This is a genomic window from Pedobacter mendelii (assembly GCF_014635725.1).
Classification (GTDB): Bacteria; Bacteroidota; Bacteroidia; order Sphingobacteriales; family Sphingobacteriaceae; genus Pedobacter; species Pedobacter mendelii.
Window position 1 is genome coordinate 71,972 of record NZ_BMDJ01000005.1, and the last position, 19,971, is coordinate 91,942.

Annotated in this window: 18 protein-coding genes; 12 read left to right on the top strand and 6 right to left on the bottom strand. The window is 33.9% G+C overall.

The window, feature by feature from the left end:
* Positions 1–38: 38 nt before the first annotated feature.
* The 4 genes from rpe to IEV50_RS10350 all read left to right on the top strand — a co-directional run bounded on the left by rpe (position 39) and on the right by IEV50_RS10350 (position 5,895).
* Positions 39–710 (top strand): ribulose-phosphate 3-epimerase, encoded by a 672-nt coding sequence (gene rpe, locus IEV50_RS10335; RefSeq protein ID WP_188413846.1) that lies wholly within the window; start codon positions 39–41, stop codon positions 708–710.
* An 80-nt stretch (positions 711–790) separates the two neighbouring features.
* On the top strand, positions 791–3,211 hold the full coding sequence (locus tag IEV50_RS10340; protein ID WP_188413848.1) for a TonB-dependent receptor: 2,421 nt from the start codon (positions 791–793) through the stop codon (positions 3,209–3,211).
* Positions 3,212–3,803: 592 nt separating this feature from the next.
* On the top strand, positions 3,804–4,877 hold the full coding sequence (serC, locus tag IEV50_RS10345; protein ID WP_188413850.1) for a 3-phosphoserine/phosphohydroxythreonine transaminase: 1,074 nt from the start codon (positions 3,804–3,806) through the stop codon (positions 4,875–4,877).
* Positions 4,878–4,944: 67 nt separating this feature from the next.
* Positions 4,945–5,895 carry a D-2-hydroxyacid dehydrogenase gene (locus IEV50_RS10350; RefSeq protein ID WP_188413852.1) on the top strand — a complete coding sequence of 317 codons (951 nt, stop codon included), beginning with the start codon at positions 4,945–4,947 and terminating at the stop codon, positions 5,893–5,895.
* A gap of 49 nt (positions 5,896–5,944) precedes the next feature.
* On the opposite strand, the gene IEV50_RS10355 is transcribed toward IEV50_RS10350, so the two are convergent.
* From IEV50_RS10355 to IEV50_RS10365, 3 genes are all read right to left on the bottom strand, one after another.
* A complete protein-coding gene (locus IEV50_RS10355) occupies positions 5,945–6,091 on the bottom strand; it encodes a hypothetical protein (RefSeq protein WP_188413854.1) in 147 nt (48 codons plus the stop codon).
* Positions 6,072–6,590, bottom strand: coding sequence for a hypothetical protein (locus IEV50_RS10360; protein ID WP_188413856.1), 519 nt, complete (start codon positions 6,588–6,590; stop codon positions 6,072–6,074). Before IEV50_RS10360 ends, IEV50_RS10355 begins: the two co-directional genes overlap by 20 nt.
* Positions 6,591–6,756: 166 nt before the next feature.
* Positions 6,757–7,536, bottom strand: a complete 780-nt coding sequence (locus IEV50_RS10365) for an SAM hydrolase/SAM-dependent halogenase family protein (RefSeq protein ID WP_188413858.1) — start codon at positions 7,534–7,536, stop codon at positions 6,757–6,759.
* A 103-nt stretch (positions 7,537–7,639) separates the two neighbouring features.
* Here IEV50_RS10365 and IEV50_RS10370 point away from each other — a divergent pair, with 103 nt between their 5' ends.
* The 5 genes from IEV50_RS10370 (at position 7,640) to IEV50_RS10390 (ending at position 11,558) form a co-directional block, all read left to right on the top strand.
* A complete protein-coding gene (locus IEV50_RS10370; protein ID WP_188413860.1) occupies positions 7,640–8,599 on the top strand; it encodes a PhoH family protein in 960 nt (319 codons plus the stop codon).
* 190 nt (positions 8,600–8,789) lie between these two features.
* The gene (locus IEV50_RS10375) at positions 8,790–9,068 is read left to right on the top strand and encodes a hypothetical protein (RefSeq protein WP_188413862.1); all 279 of its coding nucleotides are present in this window, start codon (positions 8,790–8,792) and stop codon (positions 9,066–9,068) included.
* A gap of 149 nt (positions 9,069–9,217) precedes the next feature.
* Complete coding sequence (locus IEV50_RS10380) at positions 9,218–10,162, top strand: phosphoribosylaminoimidazolesuccinocarboxamide synthase (RefSeq protein ID WP_188413864.1); 945 nt, start codon at positions 9,218–9,220, stop codon at positions 10,160–10,162.
* A 43-nt stretch (positions 10,163–10,205) separates the two neighbouring features.
* A complete protein-coding gene (locus IEV50_RS10385) occupies positions 10,206–10,583 on the top strand; it encodes an STAS domain-containing protein (protein WP_188413866.1) in 378 nt (125 codons plus the stop codon).
* A gap of 69 nt (positions 10,584–10,652) precedes the next feature.
* Positions 10,653–11,558 (top strand): ribonuclease Z, encoded by a 906-nt coding sequence (locus IEV50_RS10390; RefSeq protein ID WP_188413868.1) that lies wholly within the window; start codon positions 10,653–10,655, stop codon positions 11,556–11,558.
* Positions 11,559–11,743: 185 nt separating this feature from the next.
* Here IEV50_RS10390 and IEV50_RS10395 read toward each other — a convergent pair whose 3' ends face one another.
* The 3 genes from IEV50_RS10395 to IEV50_RS10405 all read right to left on the bottom strand — a co-directional run bounded on the left by IEV50_RS10395 (position 11,744) and on the right by IEV50_RS10405 (position 14,574).
* Positions 11,744–12,697 carry an MlaD family protein gene (locus tag IEV50_RS10395; protein WP_188413870.1) on the bottom strand — a complete coding sequence of 318 codons (954 nt, stop codon included), beginning with the start codon at positions 12,695–12,697 and terminating at the stop codon, positions 11,744–11,746.
* A 176-nt stretch (positions 12,698–12,873) separates the two neighbouring features.
* Positions 12,874–13,656 carry an N-acetylmuramoyl-L-alanine amidase family protein gene (locus tag IEV50_RS10400; protein ID WP_188413872.1) on the bottom strand — a complete coding sequence of 261 codons (783 nt, stop codon included), beginning with the start codon at positions 13,654–13,656 and terminating at the stop codon, positions 12,874–12,876.
* A 9-nt stretch (positions 13,657–13,665) separates the two neighbouring features.
* Positions 13,666–14,574, bottom strand: coding sequence for an N-acetylmuramoyl-L-alanine amidase family protein (locus IEV50_RS10405; protein WP_229746699.1), 909 nt, complete (start codon positions 14,572–14,574; stop codon positions 13,666–13,668).
* Positions 14,575–14,603: 29 nt separating this feature from the next.
* Between IEV50_RS10405 and IEV50_RS10410 the strand changes: the two genes are divergently transcribed.
* Genes IEV50_RS10410 through IEV50_RS10420 form a run of 3 tightly spaced genes read left to right on the top strand, consistent with a single transcriptional unit; the run spans position 14,604 to position 19,906 of the window.
* A complete protein-coding gene (locus IEV50_RS10410; RefSeq protein ID WP_188413874.1) occupies positions 14,604–17,261 on the top strand; it encodes a putative LPS assembly protein LptD in 2,658 nt (885 codons plus the stop codon).
* Positions 17,262–17,264: 3 nt separating this feature from the next.
* Positions 17,265–18,509, top strand: a complete 1,245-nt coding sequence (locus IEV50_RS10415) for a competence/damage-inducible protein A (protein WP_188413876.1) — start codon at positions 17,265–17,267, stop codon at positions 18,507–18,509.
* A gap of 56 nt (positions 18,510–18,565) precedes the next feature.
* The gene (locus IEV50_RS10420) at positions 18,566–19,906 is read left to right on the top strand and encodes a dihydrolipoamide acetyltransferase family protein (RefSeq protein ID WP_188413877.1); all 1,341 of its coding nucleotides are present in this window, start codon (positions 18,566–18,568) and stop codon (positions 19,904–19,906) included.
* Positions 19,907–19,971: the final 65 nt, after the last annotated feature.

Sequence of the window (19,971 nt, forward strand, 5' to 3'; positions counted from 1 at the left end):
ATTGGTTCGTGCCTCGCAATGACGACAAAATAAATTAAATGAAACACATCATCGCCCCATCCATACTTTCTGCCGATTTTGGCAATTTACAACGCGATATTGAAATGATTAATCAAAGTGAGGCCGATTGGTTTCATGTTGATGTGATGGATGGTGTTTTTGTGCCCAATATTTCTTTTGGCTTTCCGGTAATGACTGCTGTTAAAAAACATGCAACCAAACCTTTGGATGTTCATTTAATGATTGTTGAACCCGATAAATTTATTCCTGAATTTGCCAAGGTAGGAGCAGATAGAATTACGGTTCATTACGAAGCTTGTACGCATTTACATAGAACTATACAATTAATTAGGGCTTTAGGATGTAAAGCTGGGGTTGCCTTGAATCCACATACGCCTGTTATCTTGTTGCAAGATGTAATTGAAGACTTAGATTTGGTATTGATAATGTCTGTTAATCCGGGTTTCGGTGGACAACAATTTATTCACAATACTTATAAGAAGGTTCAAGATTTAAAACGATTGATTCAAGGAAGAAATGAAGAATTAATTATTCAGGTTGATGGTGGAGTAGGTTTACAAAATATCGGTAGTTTGGCTTCAGCAGGAGTTGATGCCTTCGTTGCTGGTAACGCGGTTTTCGCAACAGATAGTCCAACTGAAACCATTTCTCAAATGAAAAACCTAACTAGTAATAGTTTAATTGTTTAACTGTTGAATCGGTTAATTGTGGCGGGCGACAAATAGTCCAAAAGTCTTGATACCTGATACTTTTATCTTGATACTAAAAAATGCTCCAATTTCGACTAATCCTTTTCATGTTAATTGCAAGTTATGGTTTAGCCGTTTCTCAGCCTTTGGTTAGGGTTTCTGGAATAGTTTACAGCGAAGAAAAATTACCTTTATCACAAGTAACAATTATTGTTTTAGGTCAGGCGCAAACTACTGTAACTGATGAATTTGGTGTTTATACCATTTATTCAAAATCAAAAAGCTTTAATGTTAAATATTCTTTGCTGGGTTATCAACCACAAACCTTAAAATTTAATGAGCGTTCGGGCGCAAGAATTACGCAATTGGTAAATTTAATAGCCAATATTAATGAGCTTGAGCAGGTAAATATTACCAATAAGCAAAATCAGCTAAGCAATACCACCACCATAAATATATCGGATATTGCCTCCATGCCATTGGTTTCTGGGAATTTTGAAACCATGCTCAAAACCTTGCCTGGTGTATCTACAAACAATGAATTGAGTGCACAATACAGCGTTCGTGGTGGTAATTTCGATGAAAATTTAATTTACATTAATGATGTAGAAATCAATCGTCCAGTTTTAATCCGTAACGGACAGCAGGAGGGATTGAGTTTTATAAATTCAGAATTGGTTACAAAAGCCAAATTTTCGGCAGGAGGTTTCGAGGCTAAATATGGCGATAAACTTTCTTCTGTATTGGATATTCGATACGATAAACCTGACAGCAATCAAACCATTTTAAGTACTAGTTTTTTGAACACTTCATTAACTGCAAAGCGGGTTTTTAAGCATAGCTTTCTACTTGCTGGTTTACGCTACAAAAATAATTCAAGCGTGTTAATTAAGCAAGATGAAAAGGGTAGTTATAGTCCAAATTTCGGTGATGCGCAGTTGATGTATCAATATGATTTCTCTCCGAAATTTAATATTAGCGTTTTAGGAAACTTCAATTTGGGTCAATTCAAATTGGAACCAACAAATCGTGAAACACAATTTGGAACGCTGAGCACAACTTTACGCCTGAATGTTGATTATACTGGTCAGGAAATTGATGATTACCAGACTTTGGGCACAGCTGTTACAGCTGCTTACTCACCTAAGCCAAACTTGGTCATAAAATTTATAAACAGCTATTTTAATACCACCGAGCGCGAACGTTTTGATATTAATGGCAGTTATGTTTTTGATGAGGTTGATAATACTTTTTCGCCCGATAGTTTTGGTCCGGTAACTAAAAACAGAGGGATTGGAAGTTACTACAATTATGGCAGGAACAGTTTAAACACTCAAATTTTTGCCTCAGAAATAAAGGTTGACCAGAATTTTAATAATCATGTTTTTTCGTGGGGATTGAAATTTGATAAATCTAAATATGATGACCGATTAAATGAATACAATTACAGTGATTCTGCAGGATATATTTTACCTAATAACTCTAAAAATATTGTATTTAAAAATCTAATAGATGTAGAAAACAACATCGATATAAAAAATTACAGTGCTTATATTCAGGATAGTTACTCGCTTTCTAATTATGCAGAACTTCAATTAGGAGCTCGTGCAACTTACAGTTCTTTGAGCAAGCAATTGTTGATTAGTCCGAGGATGTTAATTGCTTACCGACCGAACTCAAACAATAAAATTTTAAGGTTTACGGCAGGCGTTTATAAGCAACCGCCATCGTACCGAACCATTCGCGATTTTACCGGAAATTTGAATATAAACCAAAAGGCACAGAGTTCTTACAATACATCTGTAGGTTACGATTATGCTTTTGATGCCTTTGGAACTCGATTAAAGTTTACTTCTGAGGCTTATTTTAAATATTCAGATAGATTGATTCCGTATAAGATTGATAATTTGAGGATTAAATATTTAGCTGATGAAGTTTCCAGAGGTTATGCTTATGGGGCAGATTTTAGCATTGGCGGCGAGTTCGTAAAAGATCTGGTTTCATATTTCCGTATGTCGGTTATGCATGCCAATGAAGATATCATTGGCGATAGTTTTGTTCAGAATGGCGATATAATTTATCCGGGTTATTTAAAACGCCCAACCGACCAGAGGGTAAATTTTTCTATTTTCTTTCAGGATAGATTGCTGAATAGTCCGACATATAAAGTGCACTTAAATGTACTTTACGGTTCTCGTTTGCCAATTGGTCCGGCACAAACTCCAAAGTATTTGGATAAGTTTTTTGTTCCATCTTATAAACGGGTTGATATTGGTTTCTCTAAAGATTTTTTGGATGATACTGCTTTACATAAACCTAAGTTTTTAGATAAAAATTTTAACTCTGTCATTCTGTTTTTCGAGGTTTTTAATATGTTAAATATTAATAATACAGTTTCATATTTGTGGCTAAAAGATGTTGATAATGTTCAATATGCAATTCCGAATTATTTAACTGGCAGACAATTTAACTTAAAATTAATTGTGAAGTTGAAGAATTAACCAGGATTAAATTAAGATTATAGGATTTCAATATTTTAGTGATGGAAATATAGGTCTCGCGATGTTACCCACGATTGAATCGTGGTTTATGCGGCTGAGAACATATTAATATTAGGTTAAGTATGATTGAAATCGTGGGTCACGCAAATTTAACTGATTATTATCAAATGCTTTTACATTTTGAAACATAGCCCATGATTTCAATCATGGGAACTCTAAATGGGTATAAATATACATATCCAAATTATACGTGTTGTTTGGAAAACCATTATAAGCATTACAGAACCTGACTCATTTAAGCCCGACAATAGCGGAAATACTTTTTGTTATAGCAATCTACAAGTTTAGTATAATAGTAATAAAAAGATTGCAGTGTGTGGTGGGACTGCTTGAACCCAAAGGTTATTGTTTTTGCTTTTCAAATCGCATTAAATTATCAACATTACATTAATTGTTTTAATTGCAAAAAGTGCAATAAAACGATTGATTTTGGCCGAATTTTTAACAAAATTTAATTTTTTATGATACTATTTTGTAGGTAGAACTGCTTTAAAAATTTTACATTTACACCCACAATCATTTACATATTAAGATGAAGCATAATTTTGGCGCAGGCCCTTGTATTTTACCTCAGGAAGTGTTTAAACAAGCTGCACAGGCAGTTTTAGATTTTAACGATGGATTATCGATTTTAGAAATTTCGCACAGAACAACCGAATTTGAGGCCGTTGTTACTGAAGCTGACAAGTTGGTGAAAGAGTTATTAAATGTACCATCGGGTTATTCCGTTTTATTTTTACAAGGTGGTGCAAGTTTGCAATTTGCAATGGTCCCTATGAATTTATTGGGAGATGATCAAATTGCAAGTTACTTAGATACAGGTGTTTGGGCAACTAAGGCTTTAAAGGAAGCTAAATTTATCGGCAATGTTAATGTTGTTGCGTCTTCGAAAGATGCAAACTACACATTTATTCCAAAGGATTTCGAAATCCCTGGAGATAGTGCTTATTTTCACTATACATCTAATAATACGATTTATGGAACTGAGCTTTTCGAAACACCTAAAACTAGTGTTCCGGTAGTTTGTGATATGTCATCAGACATTATGAGCCGTGTAATCGACGTTTCGAAATTCGATTTAATTTATGCTGGTGCTCAAAAAAATATTGGTCCGGCGGGTTTAACGATTGTGATTGTGAAAGATGAAATTTTAGGTAAAATTGATCGTAAAATTCCTTCAATGTTAAATTATCAATCTCATATCGACAATGGTTCGATGTATAATACACCACCAGTTTTTTCTATTTACGTGTCATTGTTAAATCTTCGTTGGTTAAAATCTAAAGGAGGCGTAGCTGAAATAGAGAAAGAAAACAAACAAAAAGCTGAAGCACTTTACAGAGAAATAGACCGTAATCCGTTATTTAAAGGTACTTGTGCTGTTGAAGACCGCTCTCGAATGAATGTTTGTTTTGTTATGGAAAATCCTGAATTGGAAAAACCATTTTTGAAATATGCTGAAGAAGAGGGGATTGTAGGTATTAAAGGACATAGAAGTGTGGGTGGCTTCCGTGCATCAATGTATAATGCATTGCCAATTACAAGCGTACATGCTTTAATCGATGCGATGCAATTATTTGAAGAGAAGCAGGCGAAAGCAAATTAATTTAAATTTTAACAGATAATTGATTGAACTTAATTTGTGTAATCAATTTAATCAGCGAAATCATATTATGATTAAGATATTAGCAAATGATGGGATAGACCCTATCGGAAAAGAATTATTAGAAAAAGCAGGTTTCCAGGTAGATACGGAGACAATACCTCAAGACCAATTAGCTGAAGCTTTAAAAAACTATGATGCTATTACGGTTCGTAGTGCAACAAAAGTTAGAAAAGATCTTATAGATGCCGTTCCGAATATTAAATTAATCGGTAGAGGTGGGGTTGGTATGGATAATATTGATGTTGAGTATGCTCGCAGTCAGGGTGTTGCTGTAGTAAATACACCGGCTGCATCTTCTTTATCAGTAGCAGAATTAGTTTTCTCTCACTTATTTACAGGCATTAGATTTTTGCAAGATGCAAACCGTAAGATGCCTAATGAGGGTGCAACTCAATTCAACAACCTAAAAAAGGCTTATGCAAAAGGAACCGAATTAAGTGGTAAAACTATTGGTATTATTGGTTTTGGTCGTATCGGTCGTGCAACGGCGAAAGTAGCTTTAGGATTAGGCATGAATGTTTTAGCTTATGATTTATATCCATCAGAAACTGAAATTACCCTGGATTTTCAAGGTGGACAATCGGTAAGTATTCCAATAAAAACAGTTTCTTTAGATGAAGTAATTGCTGGAAGTGATTTTTTAAGTTTACACACACCATTTGCGGATAAACCTATTTTAGGTGCAGAAGAATTTGCTAAAATGAAAAACGGTGTTGGTATTGTAAACTGTTCTCGTGGTGGTACAATTGATGAAGCTGCTTTGATTGAAGCTTTAAATTCTGGTAAGGTGGCTTTCGCTGGTTTAGATGTATTTGATAATGAACCTACACCTTTGGCGGCAATTTTATCTCATCCAAAAATTTCTTTAACACCACATATTGGTGCCTCAACTAACGAAGCTCAAGAACGTATTGGTACTGAATTAGCAAATTTGATTATTGAGCATTTTAAGAAATAACTTCTCCTTCAAACCTTATAGGTTTTTAAAACCTGTAAGGTTTATATATCTAATCCAAAGCCTTAGTTAATACCCAATAACGATAACCCAATATTGCCTTCTGAAAAGTGGTCAGCTTACTTGGGTCTTTCTTATATAAGCTTGGCAATATCAACTTATTAATCTTCGCCAAAGCTTTAAACAATCCTTTTTTCATAACTCTTTATTTTCTTCTTGAAAAAATAATATCCACCAGCCATTATCAAAAGTAAAAATGCAATAATGTATGTTGATAAACTCTGACTATTCTTTTTTGCTAAATCGCCTTTCAATTCTTCGTTTTGATCTTGCAATTTTTTAATGGTTTGCATATAGTTTTCAATTCTTTCTTGCGAATTATCTGCTACCGCAACTTTCTGTTGGTTTTGTAAGTCTTTGTAGTCCATCAATACTTTCAACTCTTTGAAAATATTATTATCAGTTAAAACCACCTGACGAAGTATTTCATTAGAGTTTTTGATGTCTTTTTTTGTTTGCCAGCCAAATATTCCCGTTCGTTGGTTTAAACTTTCATCATACTGTCCAAATCTTGAACTGCGTTCTGCAAGTAATGAATTTACCTTAACACGTTGCGTTGCAAATGCTGTAGTATCTTGCTGTGCAAAAGATTGAAAACACAGGAATATTATGGAGAGCAGATAAAAATATTTCTTCATGCCTTATAAACGTGAAAAGATTAGAAGTTGTTTGAAATCAGGTTCATTTGCCATTAGTTCATTGGTTTGCAAAGCGACTATACTGGTAAAATCATTAGTACAATCTCAATTTTATATTAGGCATCTTGCCAAATGAACAACTGAACTAATGAACCATTAAACAAGGTTAAGAATGAAACTCAATCCTAACAATATCGCCAAGGTGCAAACCTAATAAACCACTTGCTTTACCTTTATTAATTGCAATCTCCAGGTGGTTACTTATTCCGAACAAACAAAGTTTTTCGCCTTCTTGTACTTCATTATAATGCCAGCTTAACTGCGTAATGGTTTCACTTTTTCTAAAGTACAAAGTGAAGTCTCTGTTTTTTTGAATTTTTGTGAAAAGGTCTTTGGTGATATTGGTTATTACGTTGCAGAAAGTATCAATATAAACTACACTTCCACGAATTATATCTCGCTCAATTACAGGATGTAAAAGCATCTTTTGCTCAATCTCTGATACAGGTAAACCAATGTCTTTTAACCGTCCGCCTTTTGCTAAATGTGTAGCGGCTTTAACAAAAATATCGACCAGAGGAAAGTGAAGATATTTCAAGTCTTGCATAATATTTAGCTCTACAACATCTTCAGGAATATCATCAAAAAGCAGAGAGAAAATGCCATTGTCTGCACCAACAAAAAAATGATCGCGGTGTTTAATTGCAATATATTTCGTGTTTTCGCTGTACACAGAATCGATGCCAATTAGGTGAACTGTATTCTTCGGAAAGTATGGATAAGCATTTTTTAAAACGAAAGCAGCGTATGAAATATTAAATGAAGGAACTTCGTGAGTGATATCAACAATATTAACATTAGGCATAAGACTTAACAAACTACCTTTAAGGGCACTCTGGTAAAAATCTTTTGAACCTAAATCTGTTGTTAATGTAATTATCCCCATTAAAAATTCATTATTATTGCTTATTCTTGTGTACAGGCGTAAGCGTCTGCAAATATTCAAATTTTAATTAATATACCCCGATAACTTTTTAAAATACTACAGTTTGAACGAATTAAAATTAACTCTGGATACCGTAAATCCTGCTCACTTTTGGGGGGCAAATAACGAGAATTACGAAATGATTAAAGGTGCTTTCGCTAAGTTAAAAATTGTAGCTAGAGGTAGTGGAGTTACCGTTCTTGGTGATGAACAGGAACTTAAGGCATTTGAAGATAAATTTAACCAGTTGGTTGTTCACATGGAAAAATATAGCTCCATGAGCAATAATGATGTTGAATCTATTTTAGGTGCTAAAGCAATTAGTGTCGAAAAAAAATCTGCTGCTGATCCAACCGGAGGTGGTGGTGAGGTTATTGTTTTCGGTACAAATGGATTACTTGTTAAAGCCAGAACAGCAAACCAGCGTAAAATGGTAAGCAGTATTACCAAAAACGATATTTTATTTGCAATTGGTCCAGCTGGTACTGGTAAAACTTATACCGCTGTTGCTTTGGCCGTTCGTGCTTTAAAAAACAAGGAAATTAAGCGTATAATATTAACTCGTCCGGCGGTTGAGGCTGGTGAAAACCTTGGCTTCTTACCTGGAGATTTAAAAGAAAAAATCGACCCTTATTTACGCCCACTTTATGATGCTTTGGATGATATGATTCCGGCAGAAAAGCTAAAATTTTATATTGAAAACAGAACAATTGAAATTGCACCTTTGGCTTTTATGCGGGGCCGTACTTTAGATAACTGTTTTGTAATTTTAGATGAGGCACAAAATGCCACAGACATGCAGTTAAAAATGTTTTTAACTCGTATGGGTCCGACAGCTAAGTTTATTGTAACTGGTGATGTAACGCAAATAGATTTACCTAAAAAGCAAATGTCGGGCTTGTTTAATGGCTTGAGGATTTTGGAGGATATTAAAGGCATAGACATTATTTATTTGAGTGGAGAAGATGTTGTTCGTCATAAATTGGTTAAGGATATTTTGAAAGCTTATGGAGATATTCAATAAGTGGGAGGTCAAAAAGTCAGGTGTCCAAAGTCAAAATGCAGATTAGACTTTTGCTAAGACGGCCGTCACCCTAAATTCATTTCAGAAACTTAATAGCAGGAAAGATGCTGAAATAAATTCAGCATGATGATGAGGATAGGTTAGACGTTATCTATTATCTTCTAATAAAACTTCAGTTAGATTTAATTTTATGGAAACCATTAATCTTCAAAACGATTTAAACTTTTCTTTTGAAAAGTTGCCGGATACCATAAGGTTAATCATTTCAAAAAATAATGAAGAGTGGGCTTGCAGAAAGGAGAAACTGAAAAATTTGATTTCATTTTTGGAAGCTGATGAAATGCACATTTTCAAAGGACGATTGCAGTTGTTTAAATCTGGTAATAAAATTGATATTCAAGTAAAAAATAAAAAAATCAGCTCAATTTCAACAGAAACCTTTCAACAAGCTTTAGATAAACTGAAATAATTTAGACCTCATAGCCATTAAACTACGAGGTTTTTTATGAAACATTTTATCTTCGGACTTATATTTTTCAAATTTGGACTTTTAAAACATTTTATCTTCCGACTTCGGACTCCCGACTTTCCGACTTTTTTATTTATTTTTATCCCCTCATGAAAGCACTAAAAGAAACTCATTTTAATTTCCCAAATCAAAGCAATTTCTATAAGGGTAAAGTACGCGATGTGTACACTATAGCCGATAAATTTATGGTTATGGTCGTTTCAGACCGTATTTCTGCATTCGATGTGGTTTTGCCTGAAGCCATTCCTTTTAAGGGTCAGGTTTTAAACCAAATTGCTGCAAAATTTTTGTATGCCACCCAGGATATCGTACCTAACTGGGTTTTAGCTGTTCCAGATCCTATGGTTACTATCGGCCGTATTTGTGAGCCATTTAAAGTAGAAATGGTAATCAGAGGTTATTTGGCTGGCCATGCCTGGCGTGAATATAGTGCTGGCAAACGCTCGGTTTGTGGTGTTTCTTTGCCCGATGGTTTAAAAGAAAATGATAAATTACCAATGCCTATTATTACACCAACTACAAAAGCATCGGTTGGCCATGATGAAGATATTTCTAAAGAAGATCTTTTAGCGAAGGGAATTGTTTCTATAACCGATTACGAGGAATTAGAAAACTATACGCATGCTTTGTATCAAAGAGGAAGTGAAATTGCAGCTAAGTCTGATTTAATTCTGGTCGATACGAAATATGAATTTGGTAAGGCCGATGGAGTGATTTACCTAATTGATGAAATTCATACACCAGATTCTTCACGTTATTTTTACGCTGATGGATATCAGGAGCGTCAAAACAATGATGAACCCCAAAAGCAACTTTCGAAAGAATTTGTAAGAAAATGGTTAATAGAAAATGGTTTTCAGGGTAAAGAAGGACAAGTTATTCCAGATATGACTCCTGAAGTTGTTAGTTCAATATCAGAGCGTTATATAGAATTATACGAAAAAATAGTAGGAGAAAAATTTGTTAAATCAGATGCCAATGCAATTTCTAGCCGGATTGAAACTAATGTTATCAAAACAATCCAAACACTTTAATCTAAAGAATTTTTATACATTAGTACAATAAAGATTAGAAGAGATGAAATTTTCAGTAGATAAACATGAAAAATATGTAACCTTAAAGTTAAAAGAACCTAAGTTTACAAATGATAACGCACCAGGATTAAAGTCAGAATTATATCTGCTTAATGCAGAAGGATTCAAAAATATTATAGTCGATTTAAGTCACGTTAAAGAGTGTTCAGATGCACAAGATTTAAGCTGCTTACTGGTTGGCGACAGACTTTGTAAATCTGCAGGAGGTTTATTTATAGTAACAGGAATTAACGATCAGTTAGCACCAATAATTGAATTATCAAACATATTTCAATCTGTAACGTTTGTTAATACATTGGCAGAAGGAACCGATTTTATTTTCATGGATGAGTTAGAAAAGGAATTCAGAGGCGATAAATAATATAGAATAAATCGTAAATTAAAGCCTCGTAGTTTTTAAAATCTACGAGGCTTTTTATATCTTAAAATAATGAAATTTGAAGTTACAATTTTGGGAAGCAGCTCAGCTACACCTGTGTTTAACAGGAATCCATCGGCACAGCTTTTAAATTGTAACGAAAAATATTACTTAATTGATTGTGGTGAAGGTACACAACAACAATTAACTAAATACAATCTTAAAGCTGCACGAATCGATTATATTTTTATCAGTCACTTACACGGCGACCATTATTTTGGCCTTATAGGCTTACTCTCAAGTTTGCATTTAAACGGTAGGATTAAGCCTATACAAATTTTTGGACCTAAGGCTCTGCTTGAAATTTTAGAAATTCAGTTTAAATACTCTGATACTTTATTAAGATATCCTATCGAATTTTTTCCTATCGAAGCTGACGAATCGAGGCAAATTTTTGAGAATTCAGATGTGATTGTTAAAACAATAATTTTAAACCATAGGATACCAACAACAGGATTTATTTTTATCCAAAAACAAAGACAAAGAAAACTCATTAAAGATAAAGCCGATAAAATACCTATGGCATACTACACTGCATTAAAAAAAGGTATGGATGTAGAATTACCTGATGGAGAAATTTTAAGAAGTGAAGATTATACAATGCCTGCCGACTTACCAAAAAGTTATGCTTATTGTTCTGATACGATGTATGATGAAAGATATTTTCCAATTATAAAAAACTGTGATACACTTTATCATGAGACAACTTTTATGCATGATCTTTTAGATAGAGCGAATGAAACGCATCATACAACTGCATTACAAGCGGGAGAGGTTGCAAAAATTGTTGGTGCAAAGAAACTATTAATTGGACACTTTTCTTCGCGTTACAAAACCCTTCAAATGATATTAGAGGAAACTCAATCTGTTTTTGAAAATACAGAACTGGCGATAGAAGGCAGGACTTTTCAATTGTAACTCAACAGAATTTACTAAAATTTATTGTAGCGATATTCTTTCAACTTTTCCTGTTAATAGATTTAACGAAAAGAAGTGGCAAAATTTAATAATTGTACTGGAATTACTTTTCTAAATACTTTAGAGCGAAAAAAAGCGTCGCATTTTAATCAATGCAACGCTTTTCGAACTAAAATTAATTCTTATTACTTATCTTTTTTGTTTCCACCACCGAAAACTGAGAAGTGAACATAACGCTTAGGGTTTGCTTTCAGATCTATCATCAATTCATCAAGATTTTTGGAAGCGCTATTTAAGTTATTATACATTTTATCATCATTCAGCAACAACCCTAAACTGCCCTTTCCATCTTTAATGCCTGATATTACAGTTTGCAAATCAGCTATCGCATTATTTGCTTTATCCAAAGTTTCTTTGAAATTTGCTGCTGCAAATTTATCGGTTACTGTATTTATGTTTGTTAATATATCGCTGATTTTTTTATTGTTATTATTTAGATTGGCTGTAATGCCTTCAACATTTCTGAAGATAGCTTCGATACGAGCACTTTCAGAACCAACTAAACCATCAACTTTTTTAGATGTTGTTTCTAACGATGCTAAAGTTCCTGCAATACTGCTAAAACTCTTATCAACATTTTTTTGAAAGTTAGGATTCAAAATTGAATTTACACTGCTCAGGATAGAATCCATTTTACCAATAATCAATTCGGCCTTTTTCTGTACTGGCTCAACCTGCTCCATCAATCCTTTTTCAACATTAGCATTTAAAGTAAAGCCATCTTCAGCCATTTTTTTTGAATTACCTAAAGACATTATAATTGCTTTGCTACCTAAAAGGTCTGTACCTTCGAGTTTCGCAATGCTGTTTTCAGGAATTTCATATTTACTATTAATGCTTAAAGTTGCAAGAATGGTACCTGCTGGTTCTAGCTGTAATGCGGCAACACGGCCAATTTGGTAGCCATTAATTAAAATTGGTTTTGAAACGGTTAAACCGTCAACTCTTGTATATCTTGCAAATAATTTCGTTTCACTTGAAAAGATTGAGTTTCCTTTCAAAAAGTTATATCCTATAATTAATAAAGCAATAGCAAATGCAGCTAAAATACCTACTTTGGTTTCGTTCTTAATCTTCATGAGTGTTTTTATTTAATGGCTACAAGTGCTAAAATTAATAATTAATACTTGTGTGAGCGCTATTGTTTGTTTTTTGATGCTTAAAATGTAATTACATAATGTTTACATCGTTGGTTTTGTTTGGTTTATAATTATTATTTTCTTCAGTTGATCAAACTATCATTTATAATGCCAATTTATTCTACTTCAATATTTTTTTTGTAGGTTTTAATTGCCGCTAATATTGATGAAGCAATTTCATTTTGTCCAGCCACAGAATTTATATATTTTTCTTCCTCTTTATTTGAGATAAAACCTACTTCAGTTAATACTGCAGGCATTCCACATCGTTGTAAAACTAAAACTCCTTGTTCCTTTACTCCTCGGCTTAATCTTTCATCTCTATTTACATAGCTGTTTTGAATTAATTTTGCAAATTTAATGCTTTTATCCCGAAAGGCATTTTTTAATAATGATAAAAGTATAAACGTTGCCGGATTATTTGGATCATATCCATCATATTTGCTCTTGTAGTTCTTTTCTAATTTAATATCCGCATTTTCACGAATAGCTGCATCTTGTTCTTTTAATCGGTGCGAACCTGCAACTAAGGTTTCTACACCTTTAATATGTTTATTACCTGGCGGCATTGAGTTGCAGTGAACGGAAATAAATAAATCGGCATTTGCCTCATTTGCAATTTCTGCTCTACGATACAAATCAACATCTACATCTTTAGTTCTGGTATATAGAATTTTAATTTCAGGCATCGCTTCTTTTAATTTAGCACCTAATTTTAATGCTACTTTTAATGAAATATCTTTTTCTGTCGAAAAACTTCCTGATGCTCCTGGTTTTCTTCCTCCGTGTCCGGCATCAATCACAATAGTTTTAATCTTATACCCTTGTGCAAATATACTTTGATTGGAAGAGAATAAAGTAAGAAAAAGGAGTATTATTACAGGATGTATGAATTTCATTAGGGTAGTTTAAAACGATGTTTCTGCTAAACGTTTATAATTTTTTATCGCCTTAATAATTCCACTTACAATTTCATTCTGCCCTTCTGGAGAATTCATATAATCTTCTTCTTCAGCATTACTTACAAAGCCTATTTCTGTTAAAACGGCTGGCATTGAAGCTCTGGCTAAAACAGCAAGACTTTTTTCCTGAACGCCACGGTTAATTCTGCCCGCACTTATGTATTCTTGCTGAAGCATAGATGCAAATTTTAAGCTTCTATCCCTGTTGGTTTGCTTCATTATGGAAAGCATAATATCATTCTCGGGCGTATTAGCGATAAAACCCTCGTAATTTTTTTGATAATTGTCTTCTAAAAACATAGAAGCATTTTCACGCTTTATAACTTCATCCTGCTCACCTAATCTACCTGTACCTGAAACAAATGTTTCTGTACCTCTTGTAGATGTGCTTTTTGAAGTTATTGTTCTGTAAACAGGAACTCTTCTGCCTTTAACTTTTTTATAATAATCAACAACTCTTGATACCCGAACAGGCATGTCGTTTAGGTGGATAGAAATAAAAAGATCTGCTTTGGCATTATTAGCAATATTTATACGCTCGTACAAGGGAATAAAAACATCCGTTTCGCGGGTATAAATAATTTTAATGTCTTTAATACTGTCTTGTAAAGCTTTTCCTAAGTTTAATGCAGTTTTCAAAGCAACGTCTTTTTCCTTTGAGTAAACTCCATGTGTGGCACCATCCTTACCTCCATGACCAGCATCAATAACAATTGTTTTAATTTTATATTCTTGCGCAATTGCCTGATTATCAATTGTATTGAAGAGTGCTAAACAAATAATAAGTGTTAAAAGGTTTTTAAGATACATCAATGGTATATTTTTCACTAATTTTGAACGTTTTTGATTAAACATTTGTGCAAAAATAACATTCAAATACGAATTTGAAACTTCTTAACAACTCTATTTTACTATTTTCTGTCATTTTATTAACATTCAATGTTAGTAAAGCTAACGCAATTTCTTCTTTTTCATTGCAGCAACTTGTTCAACAAGATACTTCAAAAAAGGATACAGCTAAAATTAAGCTAAAAAATAATAGCGATCTTGATAAAAAAATAGAATACAAAGCCAATGATTCTGTTAGGTTTAGCAAAGATAGAAGCATCATTTACATGTATGGAAATGCTAGGGTGATTTATGGCGATTTTGAGTTAGATGCTGATTACATTCGTTACGACCAAAAAAACAATGTTATTTTCGCAAGTGGAAAAATCGATCCGAAAACGAAAAGATATGTAGGCAGACCTATTTTTAAATCTGGTTCAGAAGGTTCTGCTGTAGCAGATTCATTGTACTATAATTCAGCAACAACTAGGGCAAAAGTTTTTGGTGTATATTCTGAACAGGAAGGCGGTTTTTTCTCTGGTGGTCAAAGTAAAAAACAAGTAGATAACGAGTTGCACATCAGAAATATGATGTACAGCACCTGTAATTTGCCACATCCTCATTTCGGCTTGATGATTAGCAAAGGTATAGCAACGGAAAAACAGATTATTACAGGGCCGGTTTACATGCAAATTGAAGATGTTCCAACACCTTTTGTTTTACCTTTTGCCTTTTTTCCGAAAACAAATAAAAGGACTTCTGGTATTATATTGCCAACGCCCGGAGAGGATGCATCTCGTGGTTTTTTCCTTCAAAATGCAGGTTATTATTTAGGATTAAATGATTATTGGGATGCTAAATTAATGGGTTCAATTTATACAAATGGCTCTTACGAAGCGACATTAACCAGTAATTATATAAAAAGATATAAGTTTAATGGTAATATTAATCTCAATTACGCCAATACTAAAAACGGAATTCAAGGGCAGGAAAATATAGGTAAAAACTTTCGAGTTGGCTGGACACATAGTCAAAACCCTAACGCAAGCCCTGGTTCTACATTTACGGCAAGTGTAAATGTAAGTTCGAGTACATATTATACGGCTACGGCAGCCAATACAACTTATGATCAAAGTGCTATCGCAACAAATACATCAACAAGTAGTATTGCTTACTCTAAGGTATTAGCGGGTGGACTATTCAATTTTAGTACGGCTTTAAGTGCACAGCAAACTTTCAGCACTAGGCAGATATTTTTGCAATTGCCGCAGTTTAACTTAAACATGTCTACCATTAGTCCTTTCGATTCTAAGAACAGAAGTGGGGAACAAAAGTGGTATCAAAAAATTACGGTCGGCTATAGTTTGCAGGGTAACAACACCATTAGTACAGCCGACAGTGTTTTATTTAAGCCTGAAGGATTAAGAAAACTTCAAACAGGTTTTAGCCACAACATTCCAATTGGTATGAATTTCACTTTACTTAAGTATTTAACCTTTAGTTTGGGCGGCACTTATAATGAGGTTTGGAATTTTCAATCAATTAATAAAAGATACACAACATTTACTGATGGTTCTTACACTTCCAGAATTGATACGTTAAGTGGTTTTAAGCGTGGTGGAAGTTATAATTTATCAACCAGTATGTCAACGAAAGTATATGGAAAAACCAAAGAATTTAAAAACCTGGGCAATATTCAGCAACTTCGCCATGTAATGACACCTTCTGTAAGCTTTAGCTATTCACCTGATTTTACCGATCCGAGCAAAGGTATTTTTAAAGAAGCAATAGATCAGAATGGTAGGTTTTTAATAAACCCAAGCACAGGCAGACCAGTAACTTATTCTAGTTTAGAAGGGATGGCATTTCCCGGTTCTTTTTCAACAGAACAAGCTTCGATAGGGTTTACTTTGGATAATACGACAGAATTGAAAGTGCGTTCACCGAAAGATACAACAGGAACAGGCTCTAGAAAAATTCCAATTATACAGGGTTTAAGTTTTAGCGGCTCATACAATTTATTGGCAACATCAAAAAAACTAACTCCAATTAGCTTTAGCGGTCGTTCGCAGTTTACCGATAAGTTGGGTATAAATTATAATGGAACTTTAAATCCTTACGTGCTTCGCGATTCAACAAATAATGGTGTTTTTGTTCAAAACGTAGAAATAGACAGATACTTTTGGCAGGATGGAAAATACTTTCCACGATTAACTAATTTTGGTTTCTCTTTCGATTATGGATTTAATGCTGATGCTGTTAAAAAGAAGAATGAAAATTATGATAAGTTAAAGGGACAAGTTGAAAAACAAGGGATTACGCCTTTACAATCTGAACAACTTAATGCCATTAATCGAGATCCGAATGCATTTGTAGATTTTAATATTCCATGGAACTTTGCCTTTCAATATCGTTTTGATTATACCAATAATTTAGGCGTATCTACAATTACAAATACTTTAAACTTTAATGGTGATTTTAATTTAACACCAAAATGGAAATTTACTTTTAATTCTGGTTACGATTTTAAAAATAAGGGTTTAACTCCAATGAACATTGCCATTTATCGTGATTTACATTGTTGGGATATGAGTGTAAACTGGATTCCTTATGGTGCATATAAGAGTTATTCTGTAACGATAAAAGTTAAATCATCGATACTTCAAGATTTAAAATTAAGCAAAAGACAAGGTTTCTATAATACATACCAATAAAACATGTTAGCCGAAATTATAACCATTGGCGATGAAATTCTCATCGGCCAGATTGTAGATACAAATTCAGCCTGGATGGCTAAACAGTTAAACTCTATTGGCGTTTCCGTGAAGCAAATCACTTCAGTTTCTGATGATGAAAATCATATTTTGCAAGCTTTGGCTGATGCTGAAAAGAGAGCCGAAGTTATTCTTATTACAGGAGGTTTAGGTCCAACTAAAGATGATATTACAAAGAAAACTTTAGCAAATTATTTCAACATGGGTTTTCGGAGAGACGAAGGTGCTCTGGAAATGGTTCGCCAGATTTTTGAGAAATATAAACGTCCGCTTATTGATATTAACATGCAACAGGCAGATGTTCCGGATGGTTGCGAAGTAATTGTAAATAAAAACGGTACCGCACCTTGCATGTGGTTTGAGCAAAATGATAAAATTTTTGTTTCTATGCCAGGAGTTCCTTATGAAATGATGTACTTAATGGATGATGAAATTTTGCCAAGAATTAGTAGCCGATTTAAGCTGCCATCAATTATTCATAAAACAATTCTTACTGCAAACATTGGCGAATCATTTTTAGCCAAAGAAATAGAAGAAATAGAAGATAATTTACCTAAACATATCAAACTGGCTTATTTGCCAAAACTTGGTCAGGTGCGATTGCGTTTATCTGCCATTGGTGAGTATGAAGCGACTTTAAAAACTGAAGTTGAGTTTTTTGCTAAGCAAATTATTTCAAAAGTTCAAAAATTTGTTGTTATAGATGAAGATATTCCTTTGGAAAAAGCCATTTTGAATATTATGAAAGAGAATGGCTTAACTTTATCTACGGCAGAAAGTTGTACTGGTGGTTATATTGCTCACCTGATTACACAACATGCCGGTTGTTCATCAGTATATTGGGGTGGCGCAGTAGCTTATGCATACGAGCTTAAAGAATCAATACTCGGAGTTAAAGAAAGTACACTAACTAAATTTGGAGCCGTAAGTGAAGAAACGGTTACCGAAATGGCAGAGGGTGCGATTAAACACTTCAAAACTGATTATTCTATTGCTGTTAGTGGTATTGCCGGCCCTGATGGCGGAACAGAAGATAAACCTGTAGGAACCGTTTGGATTGCAATTTCATCGAAAAATAAAACTATAGCTAAAGTGTTTAATTTCAGCAACAAACGCATTCAAAACATTGAACGTTCTGCTGCATCGGCATTGATGATGCTATTAAATCTACTTAGAGAAGACGCTTAGAAAGAATAAAAACTGTATTTTTGTCACAATACCAATATATAATACTGTAATTTAATATGGCTCAATACGAACTATTGTTACCAAAAATGGGTGAAAGTGTTGCAGAAGCAACCGTAATTAAATGGGTAAAACAAATTGGCGATTCTATTGATTTAGATGATACCATTTTGGAGATTGCTACCGATAAAGTAGATTCGGAAGTGCCATCGCCAGTGGCTGGAAAATTGGTGAAGCAATTATTTAAAGAAGATGAGGTTGCGCAAGTTGGTGATGTTATTGCTATTATTGAAACTGAAGATAGTAGTAGTATTAAGTCTGAAGAACCAGCTGTAGCTGCTCCAATGGTTGAAGAAAAACCCGAAACTATTCCTGGTACTGAGCAATTGCCAACTGAAAGGCCTGTCTTACAAAATAATTTTACCTCGTCTGAGCGTTTTTATTCGCCCTTGGTAAAAAGTATTGCTGCTCAAGAAAATATTTCCACTGATGAACTTGATTCAATCAAGGGTTCTGGTGCTGATGGTCGTTTGAATAAAGATGATTTATTAAACTATCTTTCTAGCAAAGGAGGTGGACAGCCAACTATAACTAAAACTGTAGAATTGGAATTACCAGTGCCTACTATTATTGAAAAAGATATTCCCACTAAGCCCATAATTAATAAAACATCAGCACCTAGTATTAATGGTGGTGATGAAATTATTGAAATGGATAGAATGCGTAAACTTATTGCAGACCACATGGTAATGAGCGTGAATACTTCTCCACATGTAACTTCTTTTGTTGAAGCTGATGTAACCAATATGGTTTTGTGGCGCAACAAAGTCAAAAACAGTTTCGAAAAACGTGAAAATGAAAAAATTACTTTTACGCCAATTTTTGTAGAAGCTGTAGCAAAAGCAATTAAAGATTTTCCGATGGTTAATGTTTCAGTAAACGGAACACAAATCATTAAAAAACGAGATATAAATATCGGTATGGCCGCTGCCTTACCAAACGGTAACTTAATCGTTCCGGTGATCAAAAATGCAGACCAGCTTAATCTTGTCGGTTTAACTAAAGCTGTAAATGATTTAGCGGGCAGGGCAAGAATTTCTAAACTTAAACCTGATGAAACTCAAGGTGGTACTTTCACTTTAACCAATGTTGGTACTTTTGGTAACGTGATGGGAACGCCAATTATCAATCAACCGCAAGTTGCTATTTTGGCAGTTGGTGCAATTAAAAAGAAACCAGCCGTTTTAGAAACTGAACATGGTGATGTTATTGCAATCCGACACATGATGTTTTTATCACTGTCGTATGATCACCGAGTTGTAGATGGATCATTAGGAGGAATGTTCGTTCGTCGTGTAGCAGATTACTTAGAGAATTGGGATTTAAATAGAGAAATTTAATCAGTTCTCAATCGCCAGTTAGTAGTTTCCAGTTCGAGTGGATAACAATTAAGCAATTTAATAAG